General features: G+C 62.2%; 11 protein-coding genes. 3 read left to right on the forward strand and 8 right to left on the reverse strand.

Annotation, left to right across the window (positions count from 1 at the left end; genetic code table 11):
* Nucleotides 1–63: 63 nt before the first annotated feature.
* The 8 genes from QMG80_RS15550 to ubiE form a co-directional block, all read right to left on the reverse strand.
* Entirely contained in the window at nucleotides 64–1,116 is a 1,053-nt protein-coding gene (locus QMG80_RS15550) for an SDR family oxidoreductase (RefSeq protein WP_085770011.1), read from the reverse strand.
* Nucleotides 1,117–1,126: 10 nt separating this feature from the next.
* Entirely contained in the window at nucleotides 1,127–2,422 is a 1,296-nt protein-coding gene (tviB, locus tag QMG80_RS15555; RefSeq protein WP_085770012.1) for a Vi polysaccharide biosynthesis UDP-N-acetylglucosamine C-6 dehydrogenase TviB, read from the reverse strand.
* Nucleotides 2,423–2,570: 148 nt separating this feature from the next.
* Complete coding sequence (locus tag QMG80_RS15560) at nucleotides 2,571–3,215, reverse strand: hypothetical protein (RefSeq protein ID WP_085770013.1); 645 nt, start codon at nucleotides 3,213–3,215, stop codon at nucleotides 2,571–2,573.
* Nucleotides 3,212–5,485, reverse strand: a complete 2,274-nt coding sequence (locus tag QMG80_RS15565) for a polysaccharide biosynthesis tyrosine autokinase (RefSeq protein WP_085770014.1) — start codon at nucleotides 5,483–5,485, stop codon at nucleotides 3,212–3,214. Before QMG80_RS15565 ends, QMG80_RS15560 begins: the two co-directional genes overlap by 4 nt.
* A gap of 38 nt (nucleotides 5,486–5,523) precedes the next feature.
* Entirely contained in the window at nucleotides 5,524–7,005 is a 1,482-nt protein-coding gene (locus QMG80_RS15570; protein ID WP_158658538.1) for an O-antigen ligase family protein, read from the reverse strand.
* 197 nt (nucleotides 7,006–7,202) lie between these two features.
* On the reverse strand, nucleotides 7,203–7,727 hold the full coding sequence (gene nusG, locus QMG80_RS15575; RefSeq protein WP_158658539.1) for a transcription termination/antitermination protein NusG: 525 nt from the start codon (nucleotides 7,725–7,727) through the stop codon (nucleotides 7,203–7,205).
* 348 nt (nucleotides 7,728–8,075) lie between these two features.
* Nucleotides 8,076–9,641 carry a 2-polyprenylphenol 6-hydroxylase gene (gene ubiB / locus QMG80_RS15580; RefSeq protein WP_085770017.1) on the reverse strand — a complete coding sequence of 522 codons (1,566 nt, stop codon included), beginning with the start codon at nucleotides 9,639–9,641 and terminating at the stop codon, nucleotides 8,076–8,078.
* Between the two features lie 141 nt (nucleotides 9,642–9,782).
* Nucleotides 9,783–10,553 carry a bifunctional demethylmenaquinone methyltransferase/2-methoxy-6-polyprenyl-1,4-benzoquinol methylase UbiE gene (ubiE, locus tag QMG80_RS15585; RefSeq protein WP_085770018.1) on the reverse strand — a complete coding sequence of 257 codons (771 nt, stop codon included), beginning with the start codon at nucleotides 10,551–10,553 and terminating at the stop codon, nucleotides 9,783–9,785.
* A gap of 388 nt (nucleotides 10,554–10,941) precedes the next feature.
* Between ubiE and QMG80_RS15590 the strand changes: the two genes are divergently transcribed.
* Genes QMG80_RS15590 through QMG80_RS15600 form a run of 3 tightly spaced genes read left to right on the forward strand, consistent with a single transcriptional unit; the run spans nucleotide 10,942 to nucleotide 14,437 of the window.
* Complete coding sequence (locus QMG80_RS15590) at nucleotides 10,942–12,306, forward strand: hypothetical protein (protein ID WP_158658540.1); 1,365 nt, start codon at nucleotides 10,942–10,944, stop codon at nucleotides 12,304–12,306.
* Nucleotides 12,306–13,199, forward strand: a complete 894-nt coding sequence (locus QMG80_RS15595; protein WP_085770020.1) for an ATP-grasp domain-containing protein — start codon at nucleotides 12,306–12,308, stop codon at nucleotides 13,197–13,199. The genes QMG80_RS15590 and QMG80_RS15595 overlap by 1 nt, the downstream gene beginning before the upstream one ends.
* Nucleotides 13,196–14,437, forward strand: a complete 1,242-nt coding sequence (locus tag QMG80_RS15600; protein ID WP_085770021.1) for an MFS transporter — start codon at nucleotides 13,196–13,198, stop codon at nucleotides 14,435–14,437. Before QMG80_RS15595 ends, QMG80_RS15600 begins: the two co-directional genes overlap by 4 nt.
* Nucleotides 14,438–14,893: the final 456 nt, after the last annotated feature.

The following is a 14,893-nucleotide window of genomic DNA, read 5'->3' on the forward strand; positions in this document are numbered from 1 at the left end:
GGCGCCTTTCGGCCCTGCCCCACCCGGCTCAGATCCGGCCCCGCCGATGAAAGGCGCGATGCCTCACGCCGCGGGGCGACCCTGCTCCTGCCGCAGTTGAGCGACGTGCCAGGCGACGGTGGCCTCCAGTCCCTCGGCGAACCGATGTGTCGGCTCATAGCCCAACAACCGTTTCGCTTTGGAGATATCGGCTTGGCTGTGCCGCACGTCTCCCGGTCGGAAGTCGCGGTGCTCGACCTTTGCCGAGGCTGCCGCGGGGGCAGCGTCGACGAGCAGCTTGCGCGTGCGGGAATGAAGCTCGTTGAGCGTCGTTCGGTCGCCGACCGCGACATTATACACCTGGTTGATCGCGGCCGGCTCTTCGACGAGAGCGGCCAGCAAGTTGGTCTGCACGGCGTTGTCTACGTAGCAGAAGTCGCGGCTCGTCTCGCCATCGCCGTTGACGATAACGGTCTCGCCCTTCATCAGGGCCGCGATCCATTTCGGTATGACGGCCGCATAGGCGCCATTGGGATCCTGTCTCGGACCGAAAACGTTGAAATAGCGCAGCCCGATTGACGGCACGCCGTAGCAACGCCCGAACACATCGGCATAGATCTCATTGACGAGCTTCGTCACTGCGTAGGGGCTCAAAGGGCGTCCAATGACGTCCTCGACTTTCGGCAAGCCGGGATGATCGCCGTAAGTCGAGCTGCTAGCGGCGTAGACGAAGCGCTTCACTTTGGCGTCGCGCGCCGCAACCAGCATGTTGACGAAGCCGGTCACATTCGCGGCGTTTGTCGCGATCGGGTCGGCGAGACTGCGTGGAACCGAGCCGAGCGCCGCTTGGTGCAGAACGAAGTCGACGCCCTCGCAAACGCGACGGCAATCTTCCAGGTTGCGTATGTCGCCTTCGACGAACTCGTGCCTCGCCCACTGCTCCGGCGTCACCAGGCGCTTGACATCCTCGAGATTCGACCGGCGCCCTGTGGCGAAATTATCGAGGCTCACAACCCGCTGATCGAGTCTCAGCAGGGTCTCGAGCAGATTCGAGCCGATGAAGCCCGCCGCGCCCGTGACGAGCCACTTTCGTGGGGCTCCACGCAGCTCTCCGGTCAGGCGCTTGTATGCCGTCATCATCGTCTCCTCACAGCCGCAAATCGACATCGGACGCCGGAAGGACGTATTTCAGATCATAGAGCACGTGATCGCTCTTTCCGAGAGCGCGGATCGCCTTTGCGCCCATCTCCCGGAATTGATGGTGGGCGACGGCGACGATGATCCCGTCGTAGCCGCCCGCGGCTGGAGCGTCGATGAGCGACAGTCCGTATTCGTGCTCCGCCTCTGCGCCATCGGCCCAGGGATCAAATATATCGACGACGACGCGATAATCCGCGAGCTCACGCACGATGTCGACGACGCGCGTGTTGCGCAGATCCGGACAATTTTCCTTGAAGGTCAGCCCCATGATCAGGATGCGCGCGCCGTCGACATGAATGCGCCGCTTGAGCATCGCCTTGACCAGTTGGGAAGCGACGTAGGGCCCCATCCCGTCGTTGAGCCGGCGCCCGGCGAGGATGATCTCGGGATGGTAGCCGATCGCCATCGCCTTGTGCGTGAGGTAGTAGGGGTCGACGCTAATGCAGTGGCCGCCGACGAGTCCGGGGCGAAAGGGAAGAAAATTCCACTTCGTCCCTGCGGCGAGCAGCACCTCCTCCGTGTCGATCCCCAAGCGATTGAAGATGATCGCCAGCTCGTTGATGAGCGCGATGTTGAGATCGCGTTGCGTGTTCTCGATCACCTTGGCGGCTTCGGCGACCTTGATGCTCGAAGCCTTATGCGTGCCCGCGATGATGATCTCGCCGTAGAGATTGTCGACGAGTTCAGCAACCTCGGGCGTCGAGCCGGCGGTGACCTTCTTGATGGTTGGAACTCGGTGTTGCTTGTCGCCCGGATTGACGCGCTCCGGACTGTAGCCGAGGAAGAAATCCTGATTGAACTTGAGGTTCGAGAAGCGCTCGAGCACCGGCGCGCAGTCTTCCTCGGTGGCTCCGGGATAGACCGTGGACTCAAATATCACGATGTCTCCCTTTTTGAGAACCTTCCCGATGGTTTCGGAGGCTCGGATCAAGGGCGTGAGGTCCGGCTGCTTATGCTCGTCGATCGGCGTGGGCACCGTCACGATAAAGACGTTGCGCGTGGCGAGATCGGCGGGGTTGGTCGTGTAGACGAGTCCTTTTGCTTCGCTGAGCTCCTCTTCGGAAACCTCGAGCGTCAGGTCCTTGCCTTGCTTCAGCGCCTCCACGCGCGCTGCGTTGATGTCGAACCCGATCACCTCGCGATGCTTCGCGAATTCGGCCGCGAGCGGCAGCCCCACGTACCCCAGTCCGATGATTGCGAGCTTGACATCAGACAGCTTCGTCACAGGCGTCGGTTGCGGCATGCAATTCCTCTGAGGCTCTTGGTGAATTTAAGGGTGAACGCGCTCCGAAGCGCGTGCGCGTCGAAGCTTCGAGGATGCGTCGACGCATCGCTTGGCCGCTCTGCGGCGGCGCGAGTCGGCGCAAGATGGGGATAGGCGCCGCGCGTCCTTAAGGGGTCGCCTCGGAAGCCGGCAAGTTCAACTCACGCAGAGGCCTGTCGCCTCTCCTGCCCGCTGCCCGAAAGTCGGCGGCGATCCGCTTGCGGGCGTCTGCGGGAAGGTTCGCCACAGCCGCGCGGATATACGCGATCTGCTCTTTCGAGAAGTTGGCGAAGTCCCAAAGGAGATCGGAGACGAAAACCGATCGAGCCTCCGCCGGCGCGGAGTTCCAAATCTGTAGAGTAAAGACCGCTCTCCCGGTCATGACTCGCGACTCGCTGGGCGCCGTGACGCTCGACATCGCCAACGCCCTTACAACCTGATCGGCGGGCATGCCGGCGGAGGCCTCCGCCTGAGCCAAGGCCAACCACGCGGCCCCATCGGCCGGCGTAAGGGAGAGGAGCGAGCTGAAAGGCTCGATCATCTGCGCCGGCGATCCTCCCTGTGACGCCCATTGCGCAAGCCTCTGACGAGCGAGATGGCCCACAGGGAAGACATTGGCGTAACTCGCAAGAGCGCTCACGCCGGCAGCGTCATTCGCGACATTGTTCGTGGACGAATAGCGCAGAAGCGTGACCGCGCCGGAGATGGCGTAAACGCAAGCGCCAATGATGACGAGCGAGGTGAGGGTGCGGAGGCGAGACTTTCTCGTCATTCGCTATAATACCGGCGGTAGTAACGATGGCCATAATGATCGGCGCTCGCGTATTTCCCGTATTTCTGGGCCTGCGAGTCGACGACATAATTGAAGACGATCCCAGCGACTTTCCGCTCGCCCACCAATCGTTTCAATGTGCTCGCCACGAGCTCTCGAGGAGTGGAAGCCCAGCGAACGACGAAGAGAACCTTATCGACAGTGGAGGAGATGATTGCGGCGTCGATGACGGGTCCCAGCGGCGGAGAATCTATGATGACCAGATCGAACTTCTCGCGCAGGGCCAAGATGAGCGCCTTGAACCGCGCCGAGCCCAGAAGATCCATGGGATTTTGCGTTTTTCCGCCTGCGGGCAGGACCCAAATCCCGAGCTTCTCGTCGATCAACATGACATTTTGCAGCTCGGCCTCGCCCACGAGATATTCGACGAGCCCGATATTCTTCTCCGCTTTGAAATAACGAGAAGCGGAGGGATGGCGAAGGTCGGAGTCGATGACGAGCACTCTGTGGCCGGACTGCGTCGCCGACGAGGCGATGGACAGCGCCACAGTCGTTTTTCCCTCGCTCGGCATCGCGGAGGTCAACAGCAAGACTTTTGGAGGATGGTCCACGTCGCTCATCTGAATGGCGCTACGCAGGGACCGGAAACTCTCGCTCAATCGCGAAAGGGGCTTGGCGAGCGGGAACTCAGGAACCGTCCGCGGCGCCCCATCCAACATGAGCTCGCGCGTTTCAACCTTTGAAATCGAGCCGAGAACAGGAAGCTCTAAAGTCTCTTCCACTTGCCGAGGCGTCGTGAAGCCGGCGTTGAGCGCCTCCACGGCGAAAGCCGCGCCGAGACCCGCCGCCAGCCCGAGCGCCAAAGCCATAGCGAAGAACATCGTCTTCTTAGGATAGGACGGCACCTCAGGCGGCAGCGCCGGCGTGATGATCCGCGAGTCGCGCGCCTCGAAGGTCGATTGCTCCTGAGTGATTTTCGCGCGCTGCAAAAAATCCTGAAACAAGGTGTTGTTCACGGTCATGTTGCGCTCGAGCTCGCGCAAGGTCACAGTCTTGGCGCTGTCGAGGTCGGTCTCTCCGGAGACCTGACGAAGGGTCTTGTCGATCGCGGTCTCCGCGGCCTTGGCCAGCTCATATTCGGAGCGCACCGTCACGAGCATTCGCTGCAACTCAGAGCGGATGGCGCGATTGATATCCGATATTTGCGCCCGCAGATTGATGACAGACGGGTGACTCGCATTGTAGCGAGAAAGCAAATCCGCCTCTTGGCGCGATAAATCCGTAAGCTGTTTGCGCAAATCTGCAAGCAATCCAGCGTTCATCGTATCCGGAAGCGAAGAGAGGCTGGCTCCATTTGACTGGATCCTTTCAATAACCTCGAGCTTCGACTTCACCTCTGCTGTGGTTGTGCGCGCGGTGACGAGCCGAGTGTTCAACGCCCCCAATTGTTCCTGGCTGAGCGTGCCGCGGCCTGTTCCCGACGCCGGAAGGTTGTTCTCGGCGCGAAAGCGATTGACGGCCTCCTCGGACTCGCGCACCTGCTGGCGCAATTCGACCAGTCGGTCGCTGAGCCAAGCGGAAGCGCGTTTGGCCGCCTCCAGGCGCGCATCGAGCTTGTCGACGACATAGGCGTCCGCCACGGCGTTCGTTAATCGCGCCGCCTTGATGGGATCCACCGATGTCACCGAGAGCGTGATGACGAGTCCTTGCCCCACGCCGCGGGCGACGACCATTGCGCTCCTCAGATTCTCGATCGTGCTGATTGTTTCAGAGGAAATATTCCCAAAATTCTCGCCATTCTGATCCTTGGCGGAGATCTCTTCCTGCGAGGGCGCGGGAGCAGGTCTCGAAAAGAAGGCGCGGATGGGCGCCAAAATGCTCACCGAGCCCGCGCCGCTCAAAGCGCCGCCTCCGAACTCCGGATCGCGCGTGAGCTGCAACTTGTCCACGACGCGACGCAAGAGCGTCGTGGATCTGATGATCATCATCTGGTTCTCGACCATCTGCTGATCGAGCATCGCGTCGGACATAAAGACGTCCGCCCCAGCGGCGCGCTCCTTGCGTTGATCGAGCAGCAGCTGCGCGGTCGCCGTGTAAAGCGGCGTCACCCTCGCAAGATATAGGGCCGCAAGAAAGACGAAGAGCGCGACCATGCCGCCAATGAGCTTCCACTGCCGCCAAAGAAAGTTGACGACATCCCGAAGGTCGAAGCCGGCGCCTTCAGCATTAGAAGCCGGCGTTTCTTTCACGACGTCGAGACGATTGAGCATGATCGTCCTTTCCCTCTCTGAGTTGATCAGCGAGAGCGCTAATCCGAAGTGGACACCCGCGAACTTTGGGATTGTGAGACGCCGGCTCCGAGCAGCGCCATGAAGGTGATCGCCACCCCCTCGATTTGAACGCTGAAATCGACGAGAGCGTGAACGCCGACCACCACCGAAACGACGGTCGCGACAATCGCAGCGGTTGCGTCACGCTCCCGCTTCATCGCGCCTTGAAAGCATAGGGCGACGAGCCAGAGCAAGCACCCGATGAGCATCGTTCCAAACAGGAGCCCCAGTCCAAGCCAGACCTCAAGGTAGGTGTTATGGGCCTTATCCCATAATTCCCAAGTGCCGAAGGCAGGATCGCGGTACATCGGGAACACGTCCTGAAATGTTCCATAGCCGAATCCGAGCAAAGGGGCGTCGAAAATCGCATGGACGGTGAGAGCGTAAAGAGCGACCCGGCTGGGGTCCGTGAGCCCCTCAGTCGAAATCCGGCCTACGATGAGGTCGCCGAAGAACGCGAAACAACCGACGATCGCGACCGTCACGAGCGCCACGGTCTCGAGTCGTTCCTTGCCGGCGCGGCGGCGGCGCGAGAAAATCATCGAGTATAAGAGGAAAATCCCCAGCCCTGTCGCGAGAATGCCCCCTCGGGAAACGCTGCCGAGCAACGCGACGAGGATCGCGATCGCGCTCCCCAGGAGAAACAGCCCTCGCTCGCCGGTCAGCTCCAAGAACCGGCTCAACCGGTAGGCTGTGAGGGTTCCATCGTTCTCGGGCATCGCATCCCTGTACACCCGGAAAAGGAGCGCGATGTTTACGATCAAGCCCATTCCCGCATAAGTCGCGAAATGATTGCGTCCGACGAAAGCCGAGCGAACGACGGTCGACCCAGCAACATCCGAGAAGAACGGCATCCGGCCGGAAAAGACAGCGACGGACACCAACCCGTATACCGAATAAGCCGCGACGATAGCGACGATCCACCAAAGGAGCAAGAATACGCGCTCGCGTTTGCGACAGAGCTCGAGAGACAGCCAGAAGACCGAGGCCGCGGTTAGCAACCGAACTAATGCGATTCCGGTTTCGCCCCGGTTGAGGGAGATGCTGGCCGTCACCGGCTCTTGGAGCACTTCAGCAGTCATGCCCCAAAGCGGATGCGAGAAGAGCGAGCTGATCTCGCCAGCCGTCTGCGCCATGATCCAGAGCACGACTCCGAAGAAAAGCGCGAAGGGACCCAGGATGCCGTTTAGCGCAAAGGGGTGTCGGCGGCCTCTCAGGGCCAAGCTGATTTCATAACAAATAACCAGGCTTGGAAACAGGACTCCGTTTACGCCCCAAGCAAACATCCTGTCCCCGCCGTACCAGAACGGCGCCCAGGCGAGACAGGCGATCAACGCGCCGAAAAAGGCGGTCTCTAATGGCTCTTCGGCCCACAGCCGCGCCCATTGGCCGCGCTCTCCTGCCTGGATGCCGTTCGACGCTTCATAACGGGAAGGTTCGGAGCGATAATGTCTGTCCATGCATCTCACCAAGCCCATGCTACCGCAGTCCGGGTGAAGCGATTCAAGCTCCACTCGATTTGCGCAGCCAGGCACGCGCCTCAGCGCGAATGTCGTCTAGAGCGCGTTCACCATGCTCGGATTTGAACGCGCTCCGCATCTCATTGGCCGAGCCAGTCCCTTTTCAAAAACTGATTTGTTCTTTTCGGGAACATGCTCTAGCAGGCCGCCACGAGGTCCGAACTCCGAACAATCGCCGGAATTCTGCCGCCCATGATTTCCAGCAGTACTCGCACGCGTCCGGCCCCGTCAAGGCGAACAAGCTCGCCAAGCTGCTCGGCAAAAGGGCCTCGGATCACGCGGACGCGCTGGCCAGTCAAAAGCCCCTGATCGAAGCGACACACGCCCGTTTCGTCGACAGTGTCCAAGATCGCCTCCACGACGCCGCGCGGGACCGGCAAGGGTCGTTCGTCGGCTCCAACGAGGCGGGCCACACCGAAGGTCCCGTTGACGGAGCGCCAGCGATCGCGGTCTAGATCGAGCGCGACGAATAAATAGGCCGGAAATGCAGGCGTGCGCACATGCCGCATTTTGCGCGCATGGCGCACCGTGCGGGCAATTTTCGGAAGGAAAACGCGAAAACCCTGCGCCCCGAGCTGCATGGCCGCGCCAACCTCTCGGTTCGGCAATGTTCGCGCGACATACCATCTCTCGCCAATAGAAAGCTCGTCGTTCGAAGTCACTCGCCCGAAGTCCTTCAATCTGCTCGCCGCGGAGCTGAGATAATTTGCACGAAAGTCCTTACGGCGTGAGAGAACGCCACGGGACAGCGAGCGCTTTCCGACGAGGTGCAGGGGATGCGACCCCAGGGAAGGGCCAGACCAGATAGGACGCGCAATCGAAGACATTATGACAGACAAGCAAATGCGGCTCCAGGAATTCACAGCCGGATCCTCGCGATTCAAGAACCGCTCGGAAAGTGTACTAACAGGAGCCCAGGGTCGAGGTCAAATGATCCGCATCATTTCTCGATCGTTGCTCAATTGTGTTTTAATTGTGCTTGCTCGAACGATGCTCGTCGGGACGACAGCCTATCTCACCGAAAACCAGTACGCCACAGCAAGAATTGTGGCCATACCGACGAGCAACGCCCGATCCGAGGAGCGCCGCGCATGCGCGAGCGCCGCCAGCGAGCGAGGGGAAAGCACTACACCGGTGACGCTTTGCTCGCTGATGCGCGAGAGCGTCGTCTCCGCTTCTTCCAGCACGGCGGGAAGGCGCCCGGCCATTTTCGCAAGCTCCACCAATCCGCGCCCCGTATCCTCGATCTTGGCCTTGGGTCCGAGATTCCCCTCGATCCAGTCCCGCACGACCGGCTCGGAGGTTTTCCAGATGTTGAGCTTTGGATCGAGCGAGCGCGCGACGCCCTCCGCGACGACCATCGTCTTTTGCAAAAGGACGAGCTCGGTGCGCGTGCGCATGTCGAAGAGCGCGGTGACCTCGAAGAGCAGAGTGAGCAGGCGCGCCATCGAAATATCCGCGGCGTTGACCGTATGCAGCGGCTCGCCGATCGCCCGCAGGGCCTGCGAAAACTCCTCGACCGAATGCGCGGGCGGCACATAGCCCGCCTCGAAATGCACCTCGGCGACGCGTCGATAGTCGCGCGTGATGAAGCCGTGCAGAATCTCGGCGAGGAAGCGCCGCTCCTTATGCCCGAGGCGCCCCATGATGCCGAAATCGATGGCGACGACCCGCCCGCTGGCGTCGACGAAGAGATTCCCCTGATGCATATCGGCATGAAAGAAGCCGTCGCGCATGGCGTGACGCAAAAATCCCTGCAGCACGCAGCGCCCGATTTCCTTGAGGTTGTGACCGGCAGCCGCGACCCGGGGAAGATCGGAGAGCGGAACGCCCTCGATCCACTCCAGCGTCAGAACCTCCTTGGCGGTGCGGTCCCAATCGACCTCTGGCGCGTGGAAATCGGGGTCATTGGCGACATTATCGCGAAATTCCGAGGCGGCGGCCGCCTCCAGGCGGAAATCAGTCTCGAGCTTGACCGTGCGTGCGAGCGTGTCGACGACCTCGATCGCGCGCAGTCTTCGCCCCTCGGCCCAGTAGCGCTCTGCGAGGCGCGCGACGAGATACATGTCCGCAAGGTCCCTGGCGAATTGGCGCTCGACCCCCGGCCGAAGCACCTTGACCGCCACCTTGCGCTCGCCATCAGCATAGAGCGCCCGGGCGATGTGCACCTGGGCGATGGAAGCCGCCGCGATGGGCTCGCCAAAGCTCACGAACAACTCGTCGATCGGCTTGCCAAGCGACCTTTCGACGATTGTGACCGCCGGCTCGCGTCCGAACGGCTCCACCCTGTCTTGGAGCGCTGTCAGCTCATTGGCGATCTCGCCGCCGACCACATCGGGCCTCGTCGCGAGAAACTGTCCGAGCTTGACATAGGAGGGCCCAAGCTGCGCCAGCGCGCGCGCCAACGCCTTCGCGCCGCCTTCCCGATCGCGGCGCGCGAAGAGATTAGCGAAGCGCACCAGCGCCCCCGCCGGCGGCGGCAACAGCACAGGGTCCAATTTCGCGAACACGCCCTCGTGGGCGAGAACATACGCCGCGCGCGCGAGCCGCCAAAAATGTCCGAAGCCCAAGATCACGCGAGCACCGCCATTATCGTTTTGCGTTGCGGGAGCCTAAGCCGAGGCGCGGGCAAAAAGTCAATGCGCGCGCCCGAGCTCCCCCTGGCGCTGCGGCTGGGCGAAACTTTTCCTTGTTGTCGGTCTGACGTTCCGCCGACTTCAGGGCTTCCAGCCGGAGTGGATCGCCACCACGCCGCCCGTCAGGCGTTCGTAGGCCGTGCGGCGGAAGCCCGCCTTGCGAATCATCGCCTCGAATTCGTCAGCCTTCGGAAAGCGACGGATCGACTCGACAAGATAGCGGTAAGGCTCGCCGTCGCCCGCGACGACCTTGCCGACGAGCGGGATGACATTGAAGGAATAAGCGTCATAAATCTTGTCCAACCCCGGCAGTGTGACCTGGGAGAACTCCAAGCACAGAAACCGCCCGCCGGGTTTCAGCACGCGGAAGGCCTCGGCCAGCGCGAGTTCGATGCGCGGCACGTTGCGGATGCCGAAAGCGATTGTGTAGGCGTCGAAATCAGCGTCCGGTAAGGGAAGGCTTTCGGCGTTGGCCTGAACGAATTCGAGCTTCTCTTCCAGCCCGCGCTTATGCGCGCGGTCGCGCCCGACCTCGAGCATGTCCCCGTTGATGTCGAGCACAACGATCTTCGCATCGGCCCTCGCCTTCGCCGCGATGCGGAAGGCGACGTCGCCTGTGCCGCCAGCGACGTCCAGATGACGAAAGCCCGGCCTCGCGCTGGCGTTGACCTTGGCCGCGAGCTGGTCCTTCCAAAGCCGGTGGAGTCCGCCCGACATCAGGTCATTCATCACGTCATAGCGATGCGCGACCTTGTGAAAGACATCGTCGACGCGCTCCTGCTTCTCGGCGAGGCGCACCTCCTCGAAGCCGAAATGGGTGGATTCTTCCGGATCGGCAGGGGCCGTGGTCATCGCATGCTCGCTGAATGGGGAGAGACGGGGAAGCTATAGCCGCTCAGCGCGCGCGAAGCTACCGGGCGCCGAAGGGAAAAGGAAAACGACCAAAATCGCCGAAAATTTGCAGCGCGCGCCCCAGTTCTGGCCATGTGAGCTCAGTGACTTCAGCCATCGTCAGCGTCCGGTCAGCGACCACATGCTAGCCTCTCGCCGGTTCGGGGAACATTGAAACCGCAAAGGTCCCGCAGCCGCTCTTACCGGAGCGCGCGGCGGACCGCCTGGAGGGAACTTTATGCTTTCATTGTCGTCCAACTTGGCGGCTCAGCGGACGGTTGCGCGCCGCCGCTCCCTCCCCCTCCCGCCACCCCATTGGACCGAAAGGCAAAACGGACTATCGCTTAATTTGCGGACCTTGATCGGTCTCGCGCCAATGCTCGGACATCGGCTCGACGACCGGCAATCGGTCGCCAAGGGTCAGGCCGCCGCGCTCGCCATGCGGTTCGCGCGGGAATCCGAGCGGCCGCTGCCTGCGGGAACCGGGATTTGCGACTTCTTCGTCGCGCCGCTCGACATTCTCCCCTACAGGCGGGAAGGACGGCTGCAATTTCAGCTTCTCGAGCTCAACGGAACGGGAATCGGCGGCATCACCAACATGCCCGGGCCGCTCGTCGAAGATATTCTGGATTCTATCGCTGAGATCGGCATTTTGTGCGACGGCCCGGCGCCGCTCGTTGTGGTGGCGTCCTCGGGACGGGAGGTTGCGACGGACATCAAGCCAAGCCGCCTTCTCCACGAAAAGCTTCTTTTCGTCGACCGCATCGCCGGGATGTTGGACCGCCGCTTCGGCGACTGCAATGTCCTCACTCTCGATCAGCTCACCGCAAATGGGGGCTGGCTAGACCGCTGCCGGCCCACTGTCCTGCTCGGATATTCGCGCGAGCTCGTCGAACGCTCCGATGTCGTAGGCGGGGTCCCGCGTCTCTATGGACGCGACATTGCGGCGGTGGTCAACGACCGCTTCCTTTACAATCTTCAGACCGCCTGCGGCGCCCTGAGCCCTGGAGCGTTTCTCGCCGCGAACAGCTGCTATGCCGCGGGCGCGGACAAAGCCGAGGCCTATCGTCACGTCAATTCTTTTGACGCGCGAAACGGTTTCGACGGGATAAGCGAGCCGATTCGCTTCGACGTCTGCCGCGACGCAGAAAGCCTGCTCGACACCGTTTGCGCGCGACTTTCTCGCGGCGAGCAATTGGTAATTAAGCCGAGCGGCACGGGGCACGGCGACGGAATAGAATTCTTTTTTGGCTGCGAGGGCAAAGACCTCGTCGCCAGCCAAATAAGCCGCTCGCTCGCCGTCGTCGGCGAACGCTACGGCCGGGGCGCTGGCTACCCCTACACCGTGACTGAATATCTCGACGCCGAAGTGATCCGCAAACCCGATCATCCGCTGCAGGGCAGCAAGTTCGAACTGCGCGTCGTCGTCTATCGCAAAGGACGCATGCTGCATGCGACTCCTTCCATAGCCAAGGTGGCGCCGGAGAGATGGGATCCCATGCATCCCACACGCGGCGCGTTGATCAACAATGTCTCCGCTTCGATCCGCGGCGGCAAGACCAGCGGCGCCGACCATGTGCTGCCGCTGTGTCGGCGGGAAACGCTCGAGACGCTTGGACTTGATGACGATATGCTCATGAAGTTGTGCCGCTGGGCGACCGCCTATGTCGCGCATGTGCTCGCCGAGACGCGCTCTGAATTGGAAATGCGTTGATGCAGGGCTGGATTCTCTCGCACCTCGAAACATCGCCGAGCCTACCGCTCCTGCTGGATGCTTGTCGCAAGGCGGGCCATCGAGCGGAATTAGTCCATCCCAGGGATTGTCTCTTGGAGCCTTGCTCAAATCGGCCCCCTCGCGCCGCGACGACCGAGATCGTTCCCCAGTTCGTTATCACGAAGCTCGGCAGCACCGCGCCCGGATATGCTTTGGGAGTTGTCCGCGCTCTCGAGGCGGCGGGAGTGACCTGCATTAACGATTCCGCGAGTCTTGAACGGTCGCGGGACAAAATCCGGGCGACGCAGGAACTCGCCGCGGTGGGAACGCCGATGCCGACCAGCTTGATCCCTCACTGGAAAATGCGGGCGGCCGAAGCGCTCGATCTGTTGGGCGGAGCGCCGGTCATCGTCAAATTGGCGCGCGGCACGAAAGGCGTCGGGGTCATGCTCTGCGAGAGCAAAGAGTCGTTGCAAAGCGTGATGGACATGCTGTGGGGGCTCGGAGAGGATTTCCTTCTGCAGCGAGCTGTGGCGGATAGTTTTGGCGTCGATATCCGCGTTTTGGTTGTCGACGGGCGAGTTGTCGCAGCGATGCGCCGATCGGCGACGAACGGCGATTTTCGGGCGAATCTAGCCGGGGGCGGCGTGGCGACCGCGTTGACGCCCACCCCAGAACAATGCCGCATCGCGGAGACAGCGGCTGCGCGCCTCGGCCTGGCCATGGCGGGTGTCGATCTGCTGGACTCGGCGCGCGAGGGCTCGCTCCTCATCGAGGTCAACAGCGCGCCGGGGTTGGGGGGCATCACCTCCGCTAGCGGCCGCGACGTGGCCGGCGAAATCGTCCGCCTCGCGGAGAGAGCCGTTTCATCCGCTGTCGCCAACGCCGCATGAGCGAGTCTCAGCCGCCATTGCCACGGGCGTGGCGCGACTATGCGATTGGCAATTTCATCAGTCAGCTTGGCTCCTGCATGCAGTCGACGGCGCTGGCGTGGCTTGTTCTGGATGAGACACGATCTTCGTCCATGCTGGGCTTGCTGATCGCCATCCAGTTCCTCCCGTCAATTCTCTTGGCCGTCCCGGCCGGGAAAGCCGCGGATCGCTGGGGTCGTCGAAACTTGCTGCTCGGCGCGCAAGCGGCGACGGCCGTGCTCGTGGGCGCCCTCGCGGCGTCCATTGCGCTCAAGGCGACGTCTTACGCCGTTCTCGCGGGCTTCGCTTTGTTGCTCGGAATAGGCAACGGCCTTTCGCAGGCGACACGCCTGTCTCTGGCAGCCAGCTTGGCCGGGAGCCAGGGTCGCGCCCGCGCCGCGGGATTGGCGACGCTCTCCTTCAATCTTGCGCGAATCTTGGGGCCGGCCTTGGCTGGCTTCGCCATCGCATTGTGGGGACCGGCAGTCGCCATAGCTGCAAACGCAGCGTCGTTCCTCCCTCTCATTGTGTTTCTCGGGAGCCTCAGCTCGGAGGACGCCCCCTCGCGGCCGCGATCCCACTCCACCTCTGCGGCGCTCCTCTTCTTATGGAGAAATGTTTCGACGCGGGCGCCGCTGTTGACTGTAGCCGCGGCAGGAACCTTCGCCGTGAATATGCAAACCCTCGTGCCCGCATATGCGCGTTTCGGACTGGGTCTCGACGCCGGGGGCTTCGGGCTGCTTATGAGCGCGGTCGGCGCCGGGGCTTGTGTCGGGGGCCTGCTGCAATGGCGGCGGCCTGCTGCCTCCATCTGGCGCCCGCTGGCCGCGACAGCTGGACTTGGCCTTTGCCTCGTCATGCTTTCGGCGGTTCGCCAGTTCGCGCCAGCCGCCCTGCTGCTCGCCGCCTTTGGCGTTTGCTCCGCGACTGTGTTTTCCTCCGCCTCCGCCGCGGTTCAGAGCCTCGTTCCCGATCCCATGCGCAACGCCGCCACCAGCTTGCAGGTGACGATCGTGCAGGGCACCAATCCGATCGGAAGCGCCTTGGCGGGATCGGCGATGGACCTCCTCGGCGCGACTGGCGGCATCGGCGCGCTTGGGGTGACGACTCTTGCCGCCGCGATAAGCTTGGCGTTCGCGCACCGCGGAGAGCGGAGTCGGACGCAGGTCGTTCCAGAATCGCCGCCGCCCGTTGGAGCGCGGTGCGGAACTCGCGCCTAAGCGCAGCGCCATCTGAGCGACTGTGCGGGACAGTGAATTAGAGCTTGTCACAGAACAGCGCGAAGCGGTTTTTCGGTCAGGACATGCTCTATTGGCAGCGAGCCTTTTCCAACGATCAGGACGCGTTCCGATGATCGCCCTCAGAAGCTCGCGATCGTCGCATCCCCTCGCCGCAACAGGCACGCGCGGAAGATTCCGACAACACGGATCTGCTGTACAAAATTCGACGCCCAACTTTTCCATTCGAGATTCCGCTTCTCGCCTGCGGGCCTCAAGATTCGGGACGCCGTCAGCGTCGCGTCAGCGACACATGCTACCCCCACGCGGGCTTCTGGGGGACGTCGAAACTCAGAAGGATTCTGCAAGCTGGTCTCACGAGCGCCTTGAGCGGGCCGCCTGGAGGAAACCAAATGCATTCTTTGTCGTCCGATTTTACGGCTGGCCGGAAAGCGCCGG

It is taken from the genome of Methylocystis bryophila (assembly GCF_027925445.1).
GTDB classification, from domain to species: domain Bacteria; phylum Pseudomonadota; class Alphaproteobacteria; order Rhizobiales; family Beijerinckiaceae; genus Methylocystis; species Methylocystis bryophila.